This is a genomic window from Aciduricibacillus chroicocephali (assembly GCF_030762805.1).
GTDB lineage: Bacteria > Bacillota > Bacilli > Bacillales > Amphibacillaceae > Aciduricibacillus > Aciduricibacillus chroicocephali.
Window position 1 is genome coordinate 1,641,448 of the sequence record NZ_CP129113.1, and the last position, 14,313, is coordinate 1,655,760.

At 42.3% G+C, this 14,313-nt stretch carries 17 protein-coding genes and 2 tRNA genes; 4 read left to right on the forward strand and 15 right to left on the reverse strand.

Annotated features, from left to right (window positions below):
• Positions 1-10 precede the first annotated feature (10 nt).
• The 3 genes from QR721_RS08660 to QR721_RS08670 are packed head-to-tail and all read right to left on the reverse strand — an operon-like array spanning position 11 to position 2,197.
• Positions 11-691 carry a DUF2642 domain-containing protein gene (locus tag QR721_RS08660; RefSeq protein WP_348025999.1) on the reverse strand — a complete coding sequence of 227 codons (681 nt, stop codon included), beginning with the start codon at positions 689-691 and terminating at the stop codon, positions 11-13.
• A 20-nt stretch (positions 692-711) separates the two neighbouring features.
• Positions 712-2,064, reverse strand: a complete 1,353-nt coding sequence (locus tag QR721_RS08665; protein WP_348026001.1) for an arsenic transporter — start codon at positions 2,062-2,064, stop codon at positions 712-714.
• Complete coding sequence (locus tag QR721_RS08670; protein WP_348026003.1) at positions 2,057-2,197, reverse strand: hypothetical protein; 141 nt, start codon at positions 2,195-2,197, stop codon at positions 2,057-2,059. Before QR721_RS08670 ends, QR721_RS08665 begins: the two co-directional genes overlap by 8 nt.
• 474 nt (positions 2,198-2,671) lie before the next feature.
• Here QR721_RS08670 and QR721_RS08675 point away from each other — a divergent pair, with 474 nt between their 5' ends.
• Positions 2,672-3,544 carry a cation diffusion facilitator family transporter gene (locus tag QR721_RS08675; protein WP_348026005.1) on the forward strand — a complete coding sequence of 291 codons (873 nt, stop codon included), beginning with the start codon at positions 2,672-2,674 and terminating at the stop codon, positions 3,542-3,544.
• 125 nt (positions 3,545-3,669) lie between these two features.
• Positions 3,670-3,804 (forward strand): hypothetical protein, encoded by a 135-nt coding sequence (locus tag QR721_RS08680; protein ID WP_348026007.1) that lies wholly within the window; start codon positions 3,670-3,672, stop codon positions 3,802-3,804.
• 412 nt (positions 3,805-4,216) lie between these two features.
• Here the strand turns inward: QR721_RS08680 and QR721_RS08685 are convergent, their stop codons facing one another.
• From QR721_RS08685 to racE, 8 genes are all read right to left on the reverse strand, one after another.
• Entirely contained in the window at positions 4,217-4,774 is a 558-nt protein-coding gene (locus tag QR721_RS08685) for a cysteine hydrolase family protein (RefSeq protein WP_348026009.1), read from the reverse strand.
• Positions 4,775-5,010: 236 nt separating this feature from the next.
• A tRNA-Arg gene (locus tag QR721_RS08690) sits at positions 5,011-5,084 on the reverse strand.
• A gap of 9 nt (positions 5,085-5,093) precedes the next feature.
• Positions 5,094-5,167, reverse strand: a tRNA-Gly gene (locus QR721_RS08695).
• 151 nt (positions 5,168-5,318) lie between these two features.
• Positions 5,319-5,825, reverse strand: a complete 507-nt coding sequence (locus QR721_RS08700; RefSeq protein WP_348026011.1) for a metallophosphoesterase — start codon at positions 5,823-5,825, stop codon at positions 5,319-5,321.
• 19 nt (positions 5,826-5,844) lie between these two features.
• On the reverse strand, positions 5,845-6,450 hold the full coding sequence (locus QR721_RS08705; RefSeq protein ID WP_348026013.1) for an XTP/dITP diphosphatase: 606 nt from the start codon (positions 6,448-6,450) through the stop codon (positions 5,845-5,847).
• Positions 6,447-7,193, reverse strand: coding sequence for a ribonuclease PH (gene rph / locus QR721_RS08710; protein WP_348026015.1), 747 nt, complete (start codon positions 7,191-7,193; stop codon positions 6,447-6,449). The genes QR721_RS08705 and rph overlap by 4 nt, the downstream gene beginning before the upstream one ends.
• 94 nt (positions 7,194-7,287) lie before the next feature.
• Complete coding sequence (locus tag QR721_RS08715; protein ID WP_348026017.1) at positions 7,288-8,382, reverse strand: GerMN domain-containing protein; 1,095 nt, start codon at positions 8,380-8,382, stop codon at positions 7,288-7,290.
• A 124-nt stretch (positions 8,383-8,506) separates the two neighbouring features.
• Entirely contained in the window at positions 8,507-9,319 is an 813-nt protein-coding gene (racE, locus tag QR721_RS08720) for a glutamate racemase (protein ID WP_348026019.1), read from the reverse strand.
• A gap of 381 nt (positions 9,320-9,700) precedes the next feature.
• Here racE and QR721_RS08725 point away from each other — a divergent pair, with 381 nt between their 5' ends.
• Positions 9,701-9,925 (forward strand): helix-turn-helix domain-containing protein, encoded by a 225-nt coding sequence (locus tag QR721_RS08725; RefSeq protein WP_348026021.1) that lies wholly within the window; start codon positions 9,701-9,703, stop codon positions 9,923-9,925.
• A 59-nt stretch (positions 9,926-9,984) separates the two neighbouring features.
• Here QR721_RS08725 and QR721_RS08730 read toward each other — a convergent pair whose 3' ends face one another.
• Together QR721_RS08730 and QR721_RS08735 are read right to left on the reverse strand one after the other, a co-directional pair.
• The gene (locus QR721_RS08730) at positions 9,985-10,176 is read right to left on the reverse strand and encodes a hypothetical protein (protein WP_348026023.1); all 192 of its coding nucleotides are present in this window, start codon (positions 10,174-10,176) and stop codon (positions 9,985-9,987) included.
• 120 nt (positions 10,177-10,296) lie between these two features.
• Entirely contained in the window at positions 10,297-11,100 is an 804-nt protein-coding gene (locus tag QR721_RS08735) for a hypothetical protein (RefSeq protein WP_348026025.1), read from the reverse strand.
• 218 nt (positions 11,101-11,318) lie between these two features.
• Here QR721_RS08735 and QR721_RS08740 point away from each other — a divergent pair, with 218 nt between their 5' ends.
• A complete protein-coding gene (locus QR721_RS08740) occupies positions 11,319-11,627 on the forward strand; it encodes a DUF3243 domain-containing protein (RefSeq protein WP_348026027.1) in 309 nt (102 codons plus the stop codon).
• A 136-nt stretch (positions 11,628-11,763) separates the two neighbouring features.
• Here the strand turns inward: QR721_RS08740 and sdhB are convergent, their stop codons facing one another.
• Positions 11,764-12,525 (reverse strand): succinate dehydrogenase iron-sulfur subunit, encoded by a 762-nt coding sequence (sdhB, locus tag QR721_RS08745; RefSeq protein ID WP_348026029.1) that lies wholly within the window; start codon positions 12,523-12,525, stop codon positions 11,764-11,766.
• A complete protein-coding gene (sdhA, locus tag QR721_RS08750) occupies positions 12,526-14,295 on the reverse strand; it encodes a succinate dehydrogenase flavoprotein subunit (RefSeq protein ID WP_348026031.1) in 1,770 nt (589 codons plus the stop codon).
• Between the last annotated feature and the right edge of the window lie 18 nt (positions 14,296-14,313).

Here is a 14,313-nt window from a genome sequence, read left to right on the forward strand (position 1 = left end):
ACTAGACAGACTACTTCACAATTTGAAGAGTTTTTATATGGTGCATGTTCACATACATTGAACTTGCTCTAGCCGGCTGAACCTCTATAAATCCTCCTTCAATGCTTTTAATTTTCCCAATATGATTGACGCTTTCACCCATATTCACAACAACAAATTCCCCTTTTGCTTCTGTAATTAAATTTTCAAAGGTACTTGCCAGTTGCGTGTCAACCGACTGATTCAAGAAACTCTCATTAGCAAACCCGTAAAGCTGACCATGATCGGGATGAGGAATAAGCCATTTTAAATGATCGAGCAAAATATATATCGTTTTATGGACCGGGGAATGGAATACCAAATAGTCGTCTTTCACATTAGTTATATAACCATACAACGACTGTTCTCCAATGACAGCAACCTCTGTGAACATATTGACCGCTTTCATTAGAATCCTTTTTAATGAAAATTCTCCGTTGATGTTTTCTGAATCTATACATGGAGAATCAGCCGGGCACCCTATTTCATTATCGTTGTCATTGTTAAATGTCAGATTCTGAATATGGGTTACAGGAATATAGAGATAATCGTTTCCGTCATAGACGACTAGCGTATCACTCCCTATATCGATGATTGTGCCCTCCAGGTCCATTTTTCCGGTAACTTCTAAATTCACTGTCTCATTTAAAAGCCCCTGCATCTTGCTGTTCATCAATATCCCCCTTATTTAATTCAGAAAAATAGAGTTGCCCATAGATAAAGACTCAGCAAACTTATGATTAAACCGATCGGTACAACGAGAAAAGTCACTTTCAAATATTGACCCCAAGATATTTTGATCGATTCCTTTTTAAGAAGGAACATCCAAATCAATGTGGCAAGTGTGCCAATAGGTGTCAGTAACGCTCCTATATCCGCTCCAATTACACTGGCCAGATATGTCAACTGCAAAAGATTCGTGTTTAAATCCATATCAATAATTGACATCGTGCTGATCATGACAGCAGGCAAGTTATTAAACAGGTTGGAGAATACCGTTGTGAGTGCACCCATTATAAAAGTAGCGTTAAACGGAGAATTCACAACAACATCTCTCACTAAATGCATAATCACTTCATTCAAGCCTACATTTCTCAGACCAAACACAAGAACATACATATTGAAAGCAAAAATCAGGATATGCCATGGTGTCTTTTTCAATATATCCAGGGGACTTGTCCCTAAATTAATCCAGCGAACACCAATTAGAATAGATGCACCAATCAGACCAACCCATTCCGTAGCCACGCCAAAAGGAGCTAGAACAAAGAAAGCCGCCCTTGTTGCTACGACAATGGCTATACAAAGTTTAAACAAATTCCAATCGATGGCATCATCAGTATTTTCTATTTCCAGAGGATGGGATTGCTTGTACTTAGAGTGATGTTTGTCCATTGAAAATTGTACAGAAGTTATTTTACGAGGGAGATCCTTTTTAAAGTAGAAATACATTAGTAGAAACATTGCGCCAATACCGAGCATGGACGGGACAAACATTAAATTAATATAACTATTTAAACTTAATCCCACTATTTTAAGCGCGATGAGGTTCGAGATATTGCTGACAGCTATCGGTGCACTTGCCGCAGTTGCAATTAAAGCACCTGACAGTAAATAAGGGAGTATCTGATGAGGCTTTAATCGTATCAATGTTACGATATGGATGATAATAGGAGTAGTAATTAGGATACTTCCATCATTATTGAACATCATCGTCATAAAAAAACATAGTAAATTCGTATAAAAGAATAGCCGGATCCCAGAACCCTTTGTTCTGTTTACTATATTTAATGCAATCCATCGAAAAAAGCCTATGCTTTCCAGAACGATTGTCATCATAATTGTTGATAATATTGTCATCACAGGCCCACTAACGATTCCTAATATTCCTAGCACGTCGCCCCACGATACAATACCTGTCGCTAATACAATGACTGCACCAATAGAAGTTGGTATTGTTTCATTGATTCCATATGGTCTCCAAAGCATTAAAACAATTGTTGCGATAAAGACAATGATCATTATCGTTATAGACACATCAAACATGCATATCCGCAGCTTTTTTCTTCGCTACTACTTTTTCTTTTTTAATAACTGCCTTCTTCTCAACCGGTGGGGATGTCAGGAACAATTTATAAAATAATGCGCCAATAAGAGAAAAAAACAAAATCATGATCACGCTTTTTTCCTCCTCATATGCTATCAGCTTTTTTGTGTTTCATTGCTTAGCTTAATGTACCTCCTCTTTGAAGTTTTGGGCTTTGATATCATTGAAGGATAGCGGAATTACAGCAATTGAATGTCAAAGCGAGTTTACTGCCCTCCCCTCCTGAATTGATTTGACGTAACGATCTTTGAAGCAAATCTTTATACATAGTCAGATCTGCTTCAATTGGATTTCCCTATATCTGTATGTTCCGTATCGTAGCAATGACTCAGCAGTCAACCATGGTCACAGATTACTTCCGTAAGTCACTTTTCACAGCAACCACCATTAGCCTCTTCTGTTGTCCCCCTCTGAATTTTTCCCTCACGAAAACTAATTGTATGACTCTTATCAATATAGAAGCTTCTAAAAACGTTTCCGTAGACCCATATGAATTCCGAACTGTATGATTAATATCACGCTGACTCAAGGAGGAAGACCAATCAAATGGAAGAAGAAAAATATAGAAATCTAAAAATGGGAGAGCGTGGTGCGGTGATTAGCATTGTCGCATACATTTTCCTCTCAATTCTTAAATTAGTCATCGGATATACAAGCAATTCTGCTGCCTTACGTGCAGATGGTCTTAATAATACAACAGATATTATCGCCTCCATCGCTGTACTGATCGGTCTTAAGCTGTCACAAATCCCGCCCGACAGCAATCATAGGTACGGTCATTGGAAAAGCGAAACAATTGCATCCTTAATGGCATCCTTCATTATGGCAATGGTAGGTATTCAAGTTTTAATTGATATAGTTACCTCGATATTCCAAGGACAAAAAGAAACTCCCGATATTACAGCTGCGTACGTTGGCGTTTTCTCTTCAATCATTATGTACATGGTATATAGGTATAATAAAAATTTGTCTCAAAAAATCAACAGTGGTTCTGTTATGGCAGCAGCCAAGGATAACCTTTCAGATGCATGGGTAAGTATCGGAACGGCTGTCGGTATATTTGCTGCTCAGCTGAATATGCCATGGATCGATACAATGACAGCGATTATTGTCGGTCTATTAATTTGCAAGACAGCATGGGATATATTTATTCAATCATCCATTGAGCTTTCAGATGGTTTTGATGAAGGGAAAATCAAGCTTTATCAAGATGCCATTAACAAAATTCCGAATGTGCAAGGTATCAAGGAGATTAAAGGGAGAAACTACGGAAATAATGAAATAATCGATGTAGTCATTCTTGTATGTCCAACATTATGTATTAGTGAAGCACATGAAATTGCAACATCTGTGGAGAACAAAATGATGAAGGAATATGAAGTGTATGACGTCCATGTGCACGTGGAACCATTTGAATAAATTTGTTTAAAACAACCTCGGTGGTCAGGAGCTTTTCTTAAAAGTTAGATTGCGCAGTATCGTTATGCTTTTTACATAATTCATTTACTGCTTAGCCATATTAATAAAAAAATGGTGGTGATCTAATGCCTGAATCGAGAACGAATCGACTCTTAGTTGGAAGCTCTATTTTATCCAGTGCCTTTAGTGCAACAATCCTCGCCTTAACAATTTATCATCATTTCGTTATTCAAGATAAGATTGATGATCTGAAGAGATAACCATCCAGAAGAAAGCATCTAGACCTGTCAGGTTTAGATGCTTTCTTTAATTAAAAAAGGCCCCAGCAAATATTAGCTGAACCCCCTTTAAACCGTCATATAATGAGTAAACCAGAAATACACAGAGAACAGACTGCTGCACTAGCAAGCCATCTCTTCGCCCATCCTGGTATTGGCAGCAATAGTGAAATGAGTGCTGTAGCACCCCCGATGATTATAATGAGTATAAGTAGCTTGATTAATGGCCCTGCAATACTGTAAGTTAGCATCTCCAATTGCTTCCACTCCTTCTTAGAAAAGGATTCGACAAAAGAAGAGGAAATCCTCTATACTACAGCGCCCAGCAATTTGGTTGCTTGAAAAGATAATAAAATAGCCTTTTTAAATAAAGCTTCAGTAGTGGATAAGTACATTATTTCACGTTTGATAACATTTCGAATAATTGTTCCGAGTTAAGTACGCTAACTCCCTTTGAACTTAATTTATTCAATGATTGTAATCTCTTTTTATCACTTGAACTTGCAACTGCATCTTTTATTACCGTCGTATTAAAATGATGATGAATTGAACCTAAAGCAGTTGCTGATACACAACCTTCTGTAAACAAGCCAACAATTATTATTTCTTTAATCCCGTTACTATTTAAATACGCAATCAATTCTGGATTACTAAATGCATCCCCTTTATTTTTTGGAAAATAAACATCATTTACCTTTAGCAACCTTTCATCTAATTCAGCTCCTTCCCTCCCCTTTAATGCAGAATTTCTTCTGAAGATATTCGAAATAAATTGTTTAGGCTCAAACTCATTCCCTATATAAACAACCGAAATTCCTTTACTGCTTACTTTTTTAATAATAGTATTGATGCTTTCCAACATTGGTTCTACTTGATGTTTTGCAACAGGTAGTCGAGCTTGTTCACCTATAAAGTCCTTTTGGACATCAAGAACAAGTAATGCGATATTCATTTACCTAACTCCCTTTTTCTTTTTCTATTAAGGACTTTATTATAAATTAATTTGCTTATGATCTCTTTAACACTTTAGTATTCGATTCAAAAAAGATAAAAAATAGGGTGACTTTTAAATTCACTCCTAAACTAACCTCATTTCTATTCTTCTCTTGAATATATGATTCTTTTTCAAAAATATAAAAACCACCAGAACCCTTTTTATATAAAAGGTTCTGGTGGTTTTCATTTTAGCGTCCCAGGCAGGATTCGAACCTGCGACCCACAGCTTAGAAGGCTGTTGCTCTATCCAGCTGAGCTACTGGGACAATTATGTATGGAGCGGGTGAAGGGAATCGAACCCTCGACATCAGCTTGGAAGGCTGAGGTTTTACCACTAAACTACACCCGCATAGAATTTAAAAATCTTCCTTTTAAAGCTCAAATATTAAAGAGCCGCTTCAAAAGCACATTTATTATATTAACCCTTCCACTCCATAATGTCAACAGAAAAGTGAGCGAGCTTTTCATTTTTTCTTTTTCATGAAAAGCCCGCATGAATGTCAGACTGTGAGAACTCGGTTCAGCTCTGGGACGAGCTCACCTTTTATATTGTAAAAATGGGCTTCTATACTGTCCTTTTGCACATCGAGAATGGCATAGGTCGGAATGCTGCTCTGTCTCGGTTTACGGATGCTTCCTGGATTAATAATAAAAAGATTGCCGTATTCTTCAGCGTAAGGAACATGTGTATGGCCGAAACAGACGATATCCGCTCCTTCTTCCTCTCCCCGATATGCAAGGTTCATGATGTTCTCTTCCACTTTGTATTGGTGACCGTGTGCAATGAGTACCTTTTTGCCATTGATCATCAATGTGTGTTCAAGCGGAAAGCGTGCATCGTAATCACAATTGCCGCGAACGCCGATAAAGCCGTCGAGTGCAGGCTCTTCAATATCGAGCTCTGTATCACCGCAATGAATATTGTATTTGCAGCCGTGTCGCTGCTTAATTTCTTTTAATTCTTCTTCCAGGCCATGGCTGTCGCTAACCACTAGCACTTTCGCCACTGAAATGCCTCCCTTTTAATTATAAGCTCTGAAGTTCCTGCTGAATCCATTCGTTGAGCCGGTCCATCGCATGCTTGCGGTGGCTGATCCGGTTCTTCTCTGTGCCCGACAGCTGTGCCATCGTCACAACATACCCATCCGGTACGAAAATCGGGTCATATCCAAAGCCATGTTTACCCTGTGGCTGGAACGAAATATGACCTTCACAAGACCCTTCTTTGAAAATCGTCTCCTTGCCTGGTGTCGCAACGGCAAGAACAGATACAAAGCGAGCTGTGCGATTATTGTATGCAATGTGTTCCAATTCATGAAGGACTTTTTCCACATTTTTCGCATCATTGGCGCCTTCGCCCGAATAACGAGCTGAATATACGCCAGGACGCCCGTCCAAAGCATCAATTACAAGGCCAGAATCATCGGAAAGGACTGTTTTGTTCAAAAGCTTCGAGATCGCTTCTGCCTTCAAGGCCGCATTTTCTTCAAATGTCGTCCCTGTCTCTTCCACATCCGGCATCTCCTCTGGCAAATCAAGCAAGCTCAAAGCCTTGATGCCGTATGCTCCGAAGAAATCCCTGAACTCTGCTGCCTTGCCTTTATTTTTAGTAGCAATTACAATTTCTTTCATTTCGTTTCTCCAATTCGATCAGCCAGGTCACCAATCACTTCTTTCTGCTTGTCGAAAATGTCCTTCATACCTTTATCGGCCAATTCGAGCAATTTCGCAAGCTGATCGCGTGAAAATGTCGCTTCTTCTCCAGTACCTTGGATTTCAACATATTCACCTGCGCCTGTCATGACAACATTCATGTCGACTTCGGCCTTGGAATCTTCCTCATAATTAAGATCAAGCACAGCATCTCCGCCTGGAAGAACACCTACTGAAGTAGCCGCAAGAAAATCAGTGACAGGCATTTTCTTGATTGTTTTTTTCTCAAGCAGAGAACCAAAAGCAAGAACTACTGCAATAAACGCTCCTGTTATTGAGGCTGTACGTGTACCGCCATCTGCCTGAATAACATCACAGTCAACCCATAGTGTCCGCTCACCGAATGCATTCAAATCCACTACTGAACGCAGCGCACGACCAATCAGGCGCTGAATTTCCATTGTACGGCCGCTCACTTTTCCCTTGGAGGATTCGCGGATATTGCGCTGATCCGTTGCACGCGGAAGCATTGCGTATTCCGCTGTGATCCAGCCTTTACCCTGTCCGCGAAGAAACGGAGGAACCCTATCCTCTACACTCGCATTGCAAATGACTTTCGTATCTCCGACTTCTATCAGCACCGAACCTTCAGGGTGCATGATGAAATCCTTTGTAATGCTCATGTTTCGGAGCTGATCCGCTTCTCTCTGGTCCACTCTCATTTAACGTCCTCCTAATATAAACAGCAAAAACAAGGCAGCTTGTCCGTAGGGAAAAACCGCCTCGCCTTTCGCTTTAATGTTTTCGTATTGCGTATTACAATTTTTCTGCTGGCATATATTTGTACTTGGAAACGGGATCGTGATACGCTTCTCCCTTTTCGTTCATCAGTGTCTCCACATTTTTAACTTTAACACGGACCGCTTCTACCTTATCCTGCTGTGTCAAAGTCCTGACAAGTGTCTCCATGACCTCATCGGCAATGACTGGGTCCCCTGAACTCTTAAGAACGCCTTCAGTGAATTCTATGTCAAGAACACCCTCGTCCATTTTCGGCTCACTTGCCAGTTCAGTATTCGTATTGAAAACATGCATTGCATTCGATTCAAGTGCCGGCCCCTCGATCAACTCATTAATAATCGAGCTGTAGAGGTTATCCTTACCTGACTCAATCTGCTTAGTGATTGGAACATAATAGCGTGTACTATTATGTTCTTTCGGAAAATACATCGTCACAGTCTGAGCATCGGCATTGCCTGCCTCACTGCTAGCTTGGACATTAATGCCATGGGCACGGGAATACCCCTTTTCAATCGGGGTCCCGTTAACCGGCATCTCATCAAGCGGATGGCCATTGATCCAGATTTGAACACGTTCCACATTTTCAAACTGTGTCAATGTATGAGTCATCGCTTCAAGTATCTTCACTTCGTCTTTTGCGTCATATTCCTTGAACTCCTTGGAGACATCGACAATCATTGTACCATCTTTCAAATTAAGGCCAAGAATTTGAGTCCCTTCAGGAAGCACAGCCTGGAATCCATTTGGCAACATTTCTGAAACAGGACCACCTTTGACGAGGTATTCCATCGCCTGGCTTGCGACTGCTTTGGAGTCCGTCTTCGGCAATTCCAACGTTTGCGGAGCCACCATGCCATTAGCATCAATCAAGTAAAGTTGGCGTGCTACAGTTTCCTCGGCAGCTTCAGCTTTTTTGTCTTCTTTGGCATCAGCTTTCGGGACCTCTTTCATGTCCTTCTCTTCAGGCTTCTTCAGATCTTTCGTAACTTCCGTATTCTGATCCGCTGTACCTTTTGACAAGTCAGTCAAAGACTGCTCTCCGTTGAAACATCCTGTCAGCATTAATGACATGCCCGCCGCCGCGAGACCCATCAAAATCCGTTTTTGCATCGTGTCTCTCCCCCTGAAAGCTAATAATCAGGTTCGACCGGTCAAGAGCCAGTCTTACACCTGGGTTTGTACTTTCATGTATACAGGGAGGCTTGCACTTTTAGACCTGCAAAAACAAAATTTCTTAGATGACCGCGTGCTCGATTGTCACACTTTCCAAATGTTCAACTGAGCTATTGAAGATTTTTCTGGAAATATTCGTGAATATCTCCAAATCTCCCGTAGTATAGAAAGCATGCCGCGGCGTGCGATCGCCTTTATATAGAAGTCCATGAACATCAAGAATTGTACTCGTCTCACGAGCCGTTTCCTCTCCAGAGGAGATAATCGCTACATGATCGCCGACCGCCTTCTGAATTGTACCCTTTAGAAGAGGGTAGTGCGTACATCCTAAGATGAGTGTATCGATCCTCTGATGAGCCTTAATTGGACCGAGGGAGTCATTTACAACCTTCTCTGCCTCAGGACCTGTAAGAATTCCTCTCTCAACAATTGGAGCAAAGAGCGGACATGCGAGAGCCGTCACATCAAGTTCTTCTTTTATACGTTTCAATGCGTTCGGATACGCTTCACTGCGCACAGTTCCTTCAGTACCAATGACACCAATATGGCCATTAACAGTCGTCTTGATCGCCGCTCTTGCTCCCGGCTGAATAACCCCAATAACAGGGATGTCCAACTGTTTCTGCAAGTCTTCAAGCGCAAAGGCTGTTGCCGTATTGCAGGCAATGACAAGCATTTTAATTTGTTTTTCCATAAGGAAGGCAACCATTTCCCCCGTGAATTGCTTTACTTCAGCTTCAGATCGGGGACCATAAGGGCACCTCGCCGTATCACCAAGATAAATGAGCCTTTCTTTCGGCAATTGTCTCATTAATTCATGAGCAACTGTCAGACCTCCAACCCCGGAATCTATGACACCAATTGCTCTATCCAAAAAAATCGCCTCGACTTCTTAATTTTATGAATTTATGTAGCTTCCGGTTTCATAAAGAATGCTTCACCGGCGTAAACAATTATATGCGCTTTCCCCAGCAATATCAAACGTTTGAAGACATTTTCCGTCAAAATTCAAGATAACCATTCTTTATCCTTAAAGTGGATATTCCACTTTCTCATACATATGCCTGAACTGGTTAAGAAGTGCCTGCTTTTGTCCTATAAAAATAGTGTATTGCTAAAGGATTTATAAGACCGTATCCTCCTCGGAAAACAGGCGCCTTATACACACCAATTCCCATCACTACTCATAAACTGCAAGTGACTAAGTAATTCCCTTCACGCTAAAGTCCTGCTTGAAGCAAGGAGGGGTGCGCCATTGGAAGATAGTGCGTACAGGCCGAAACAGATTTTGACGAAACGTGAGAAGGAAGTATTCGAATTGCTCGTACAGGACAAAACAACAAAGGACATTGCAGAAGAGCTGTTCATCTCGGAAAAAACAGTCCGGAATCACATCTCAAATACAATGCAAAAACTCGGAGTTAAAGGGCGGGCACAGGCAGTCGTCGAACTGTTGCGGATGGGCGAGTTAAAATTGTAGTGGAAAAACCGATTCTCATAATTGAGAATCGGTTTTTTGCACCGGAACATTTAAATTATCTAGCGTTTTTTAACTTGCAGTACTTTCACATGCTGCGCTGGGATGTGACGCTGTTCCGCAATTACCGACTTCAAATCCTCGTGCAATCGTTTTTCTTCAGTGCCTGTATATGTACCATGCAGCTCCACGTCTGCATAATCATATTCCGGTACGCCTGCTCGATCATCCAAATATTTAACTTCAAACTTCATATAAATCCCTCCTCAGAACAAAACATTCGACAAAAAACCTCAAATTCCTTTACAGCCTTAGTTTCTTTTAATATTTGAATCGGCTTTTTTCTTAGGTTTCTTCCTTTCAGATTCCATTCACTAAAATCCGTAATCGTACTCGTATTTGGTTGCCGCTATTGTCTCCACCGTAGCAGGCTGACGCTTCTGCTGTCTCACTTTGATGGCAAGCGCATCGAACCGCTTACGAAGCTTTGACGGAGACAGTACAACGGCCATCTCGAAGTCATCCTGTTGTGCCCATTCAATCAAGTCTCTGATCTGCTCCTCCGATCGCTTATCAATCTCCATCATCTTGCGAATATCATCAGCCCATTTTTGCATATCTGGCTCCAAATGCTCCGGATTGTTGCGTTTGATCTGTTCGTAGAAATGCTGAGCAAGTTTGTAATGAAGAGAAGAAACGTCGTAAACGCGTTTGCGACGGTCTTTATGTTTTATGCTTAAATGCTCTAAGTGCTTTAAATGCTTATTATCCTTTTGGGTTTGTTTATCACGTTCATGCAGTTTTTCGGCAGTTCCGTTTCCAGTTCCCTCGGCAATCCCCCCGAACTCCTGATACTTCACATAGTTCACGACTGTGAAAACCGTTCCCTGGTCAGTCTCCCTTACTGTAATCCTTCCAGCCTTGATCAGTTTCTGTAAACAGTTGTGGATGGTCTTCTTGGAGTACTCCTTTTTGCCTCGCCCCATCTTATAAGCAAGATCTTCCCTCAACTTCTCATAGGAACGCAAATATTGCCCCTTCCTGAGCACTTCCCCCGCCACTCTTTTGCCATCAAATGGTGTCGCCTTCCCGATGAGCAGCATGAACAAGCGAAATGTCGACACGTCATGCCACAAGTCTGAATCAAAAACACATCGCGACATTTTGAACCAACTCATTTATAATTCCCCCTTTAATTCATAAATCGAAATGAATAAGCATTTAGGGGCGCCTTCTCTAAAAAAATTTTTTTAAGAATTACCAATTGAGATTAGAACTCTCTTCTCTGCCTTCTTCGCTTTATTAAATCCTAGATATTTTTCCAAATTCTTGTTTCGAATCTCTTAATTTCGGCTATAAACAGACTAAGTGCGAATGAAAAGGAGATGTTTAGAGGATGGATCCGAAAGAACAAGCTAAAGATCATTTGCAACAAATGGATAATGAGAAAAAGGAAGACATTTTGGAGAACTTCGATAAATTCAAAGGCTACCTATCCAAACAGGTAGAACGCGGAGAAAAGATGGGTATGGATGAAGAGCAGCTTGCAAAAACTGCTGAAACTGTAGCCAATCATCTATCGAAGCACGAAGAGCCAAAGAATCGTGAAGAGTATCTGCTTCAGCAGCTTTGGAAAGCAGGCGACAAAGATCAGCAGCATGCACTCGCTCATCTGCTTGTCAATCTGGTGAAAAAGACAGCATAATACAAAAGAGGTGTTCCAGCAGTCTTGAGAAAGACTCACGGAACACCTCTTTATTTGCGTTAATTACCTTCGTAAATATCTTTATGCACACTAAATAGGGATGCCTGGTAAAATCGGCATCCCTCACCCGCAATCCTTAATGGTCACTTCCAAAGAAGTTCTTAAACGCCTGTAAATTCGTCTCCCGATTCATCGCTGCAATTGAAGTTGTCAGCGGAATTCCCTTTGGACAGACCTGAACACAGTTTTGAGAGTTCCCGCAACCAGAAATACCTCCATCGTCCATTAATGCGTCTAGACGCTCTCCCTTATGCATCGCCCCTGTCGGATGAGCGTTAAAGAGGCGAACTTGCGAAAGGGCAGCCGGACCGATGAAGTCCGACTTGTCGTTCACATTTGGACATGCTTCCAGACAGACGCCGCACGTCATGCATTTCGAGAGCTCATATGCCCACTCACGTTTGTTCTCTGCCATTCTCGGACCCGGCCCCAGATCATGTGTCCCATCAATTGGAACCCATGCTCTCACTTTTTTGAGTGCTTCGAACATCCTGCTTCTGTCAACGACAAGATCGCGCTCGACCGGGAATGTCCGCATTGGTTCCAAGCGTATCGGTTTTTCTAACTTGTCAACAAGGGCTGAGCAGGACTGCTGTGCCTTGCCATTGATGATCATCGAACAGGCACCGCACACTTCCTCTAAACAGCTCATTTCCCACTGGACAGGGGTCGTCTTCTTCCCTTGTGCATTGACGGGGTTTTTACGGATTTCCATTAACCCGGAAATGACGTTCATATTCTTTCTGTATGGCACCTCAAATGTCTCAACATAGGATTCAGCTTCAGGGTTATCCTGCCTTCGGATTATGAATGTGACAGTTTTCCTCTCTTCGGCCATTTACCCCCGGCTCCCTTCGCTCTTCTTTGTATAATCGCGCTTCCGCGGCTTGATGAGCGATGTATCCACTTCCTCATAGGAAAAGACAGGTTCATTTTTCGCCGCGTCGAATTCGGCAATCGTCGTTTTCAAGAATTTCTCATCATCACGATCCGGGAATTCCGGTTTGTAATGGGCTCCCCGGCTCTCATCTCTATGATAGGCACCAAGTGTAATGACACGAGCAAGATGCATCATATTTTTCAACTGACGTGTGAACATGACAGCCGAATTACTGTAGCGTGAAGTATCCTCAATATTGATATGATTCCATCTTTCCAGCAGTTCCTGAATCTTCTCGTCAGTCTTAAGAAGCTTCGGGTTCTCTCGGACGACAGTGACATTCTCTGTCATCCATGTGCCAAGTTCCTCATGCAACTTGTACGCATTCTCAGTGCCGCTCATGTTCATGAGTTGCTCGAATTTCTCTTCTTCTTCCTTCACTCTGTCGGCATAAAGACTGTCTGGTAAATCTGCAGCTTCAGTACTGAGTCCATCGAGATATCTCGCTGCTTCCGGACCTGCGACCATGCCTCCGTATATGGAAGAGAGCAATGAGTTCGCTCCAAGACGGTTTGCTCCATGCTGGGAATAGTCACACTCTCCACATGCAAAGACACCAGGTATATTCGTATGCTGGTTAAAATCGACCCAGAGCCCACCCATTGAATAATGGACAGCAGGGAAAATTTTCATAGGCACTCTATGTGGGTCTTCACCAACGAATTTTTCATAGATTTCAATGATGCCGCCCAACTTAACATCAAGCTCATGAGGGTCCTTATGTGAAAGGTCAAGATAAACCATGTTCTCGCCATTGATGCCAAGCCGCTTGTTGACACAGACGTCAAAAATTTCACGAGTCGCAATATCACGCGGCACTAAATTCCCATATGCCGGATATTTCTCCTCTAGGAAATACCATGGCTTTCCGTCCTTGTATGTCCATATCCGTCCGCCTTCCCCTCGTGCAGATTCACTCATTAGGCGAAGCTTGTCATCACCAGGAATGGCAGTCGGATGGATTTGAATGAACTCACCATTAGCATATTTGGCTCCTTGTTGATACAGAATGCTCGCCGCAGATCCTGTGTTGATCATTGAATTAGTAGACTTTCCAAAAATGATACCTGGCCCGCCCGTTGCGATAATCGTAGCATCGGAGCGGAAAGCCTCTATCTCATGTGTCTTAATATGCTGGCATACAATCCCCTTGCCTGCTCCTGAATCATCAAGCACAAGTCCGAGGAATTCCCAACCTTCGTATTTCTTAACGAGTCCTTCCATTTCAAAACGGCGCACTTGCTCATCCAGCGCATACAGCAGTTGCTGGCCTGTCGTCGCACCTGCATACGCCGTCCTATGATAAGAAGTACCACCAAATCGCCGGAAGTCAAGCAGCCCTTCCGGCGTCCGGTTGAACATCACGCCCATGCGATCAAGCAGATGAATGATCTCCGGTGCCGCTTCACACATCGCTTTAACAGGCGGCTGATTCGCAAGGAAGTCGCCGCCATAAACCGTGTCATCGAAATGGATGAAAGTAGAATCGCCTTCCCCCTTCGTATTGACCGCTCCATTAATGCCGCCTTGCGCACAGACAGAATGTGAACGTTTTACAGGAACGATGGAAAACAAATCAACTTTCGCCCCTGCTTCACAAGCTTTAATCGTTGCCATCAGACCGGCAAGTCCGCCACCGACAATCGTAATTTTTTTCTCTATTTTCATGCTCGTTCCCCCCTGAAA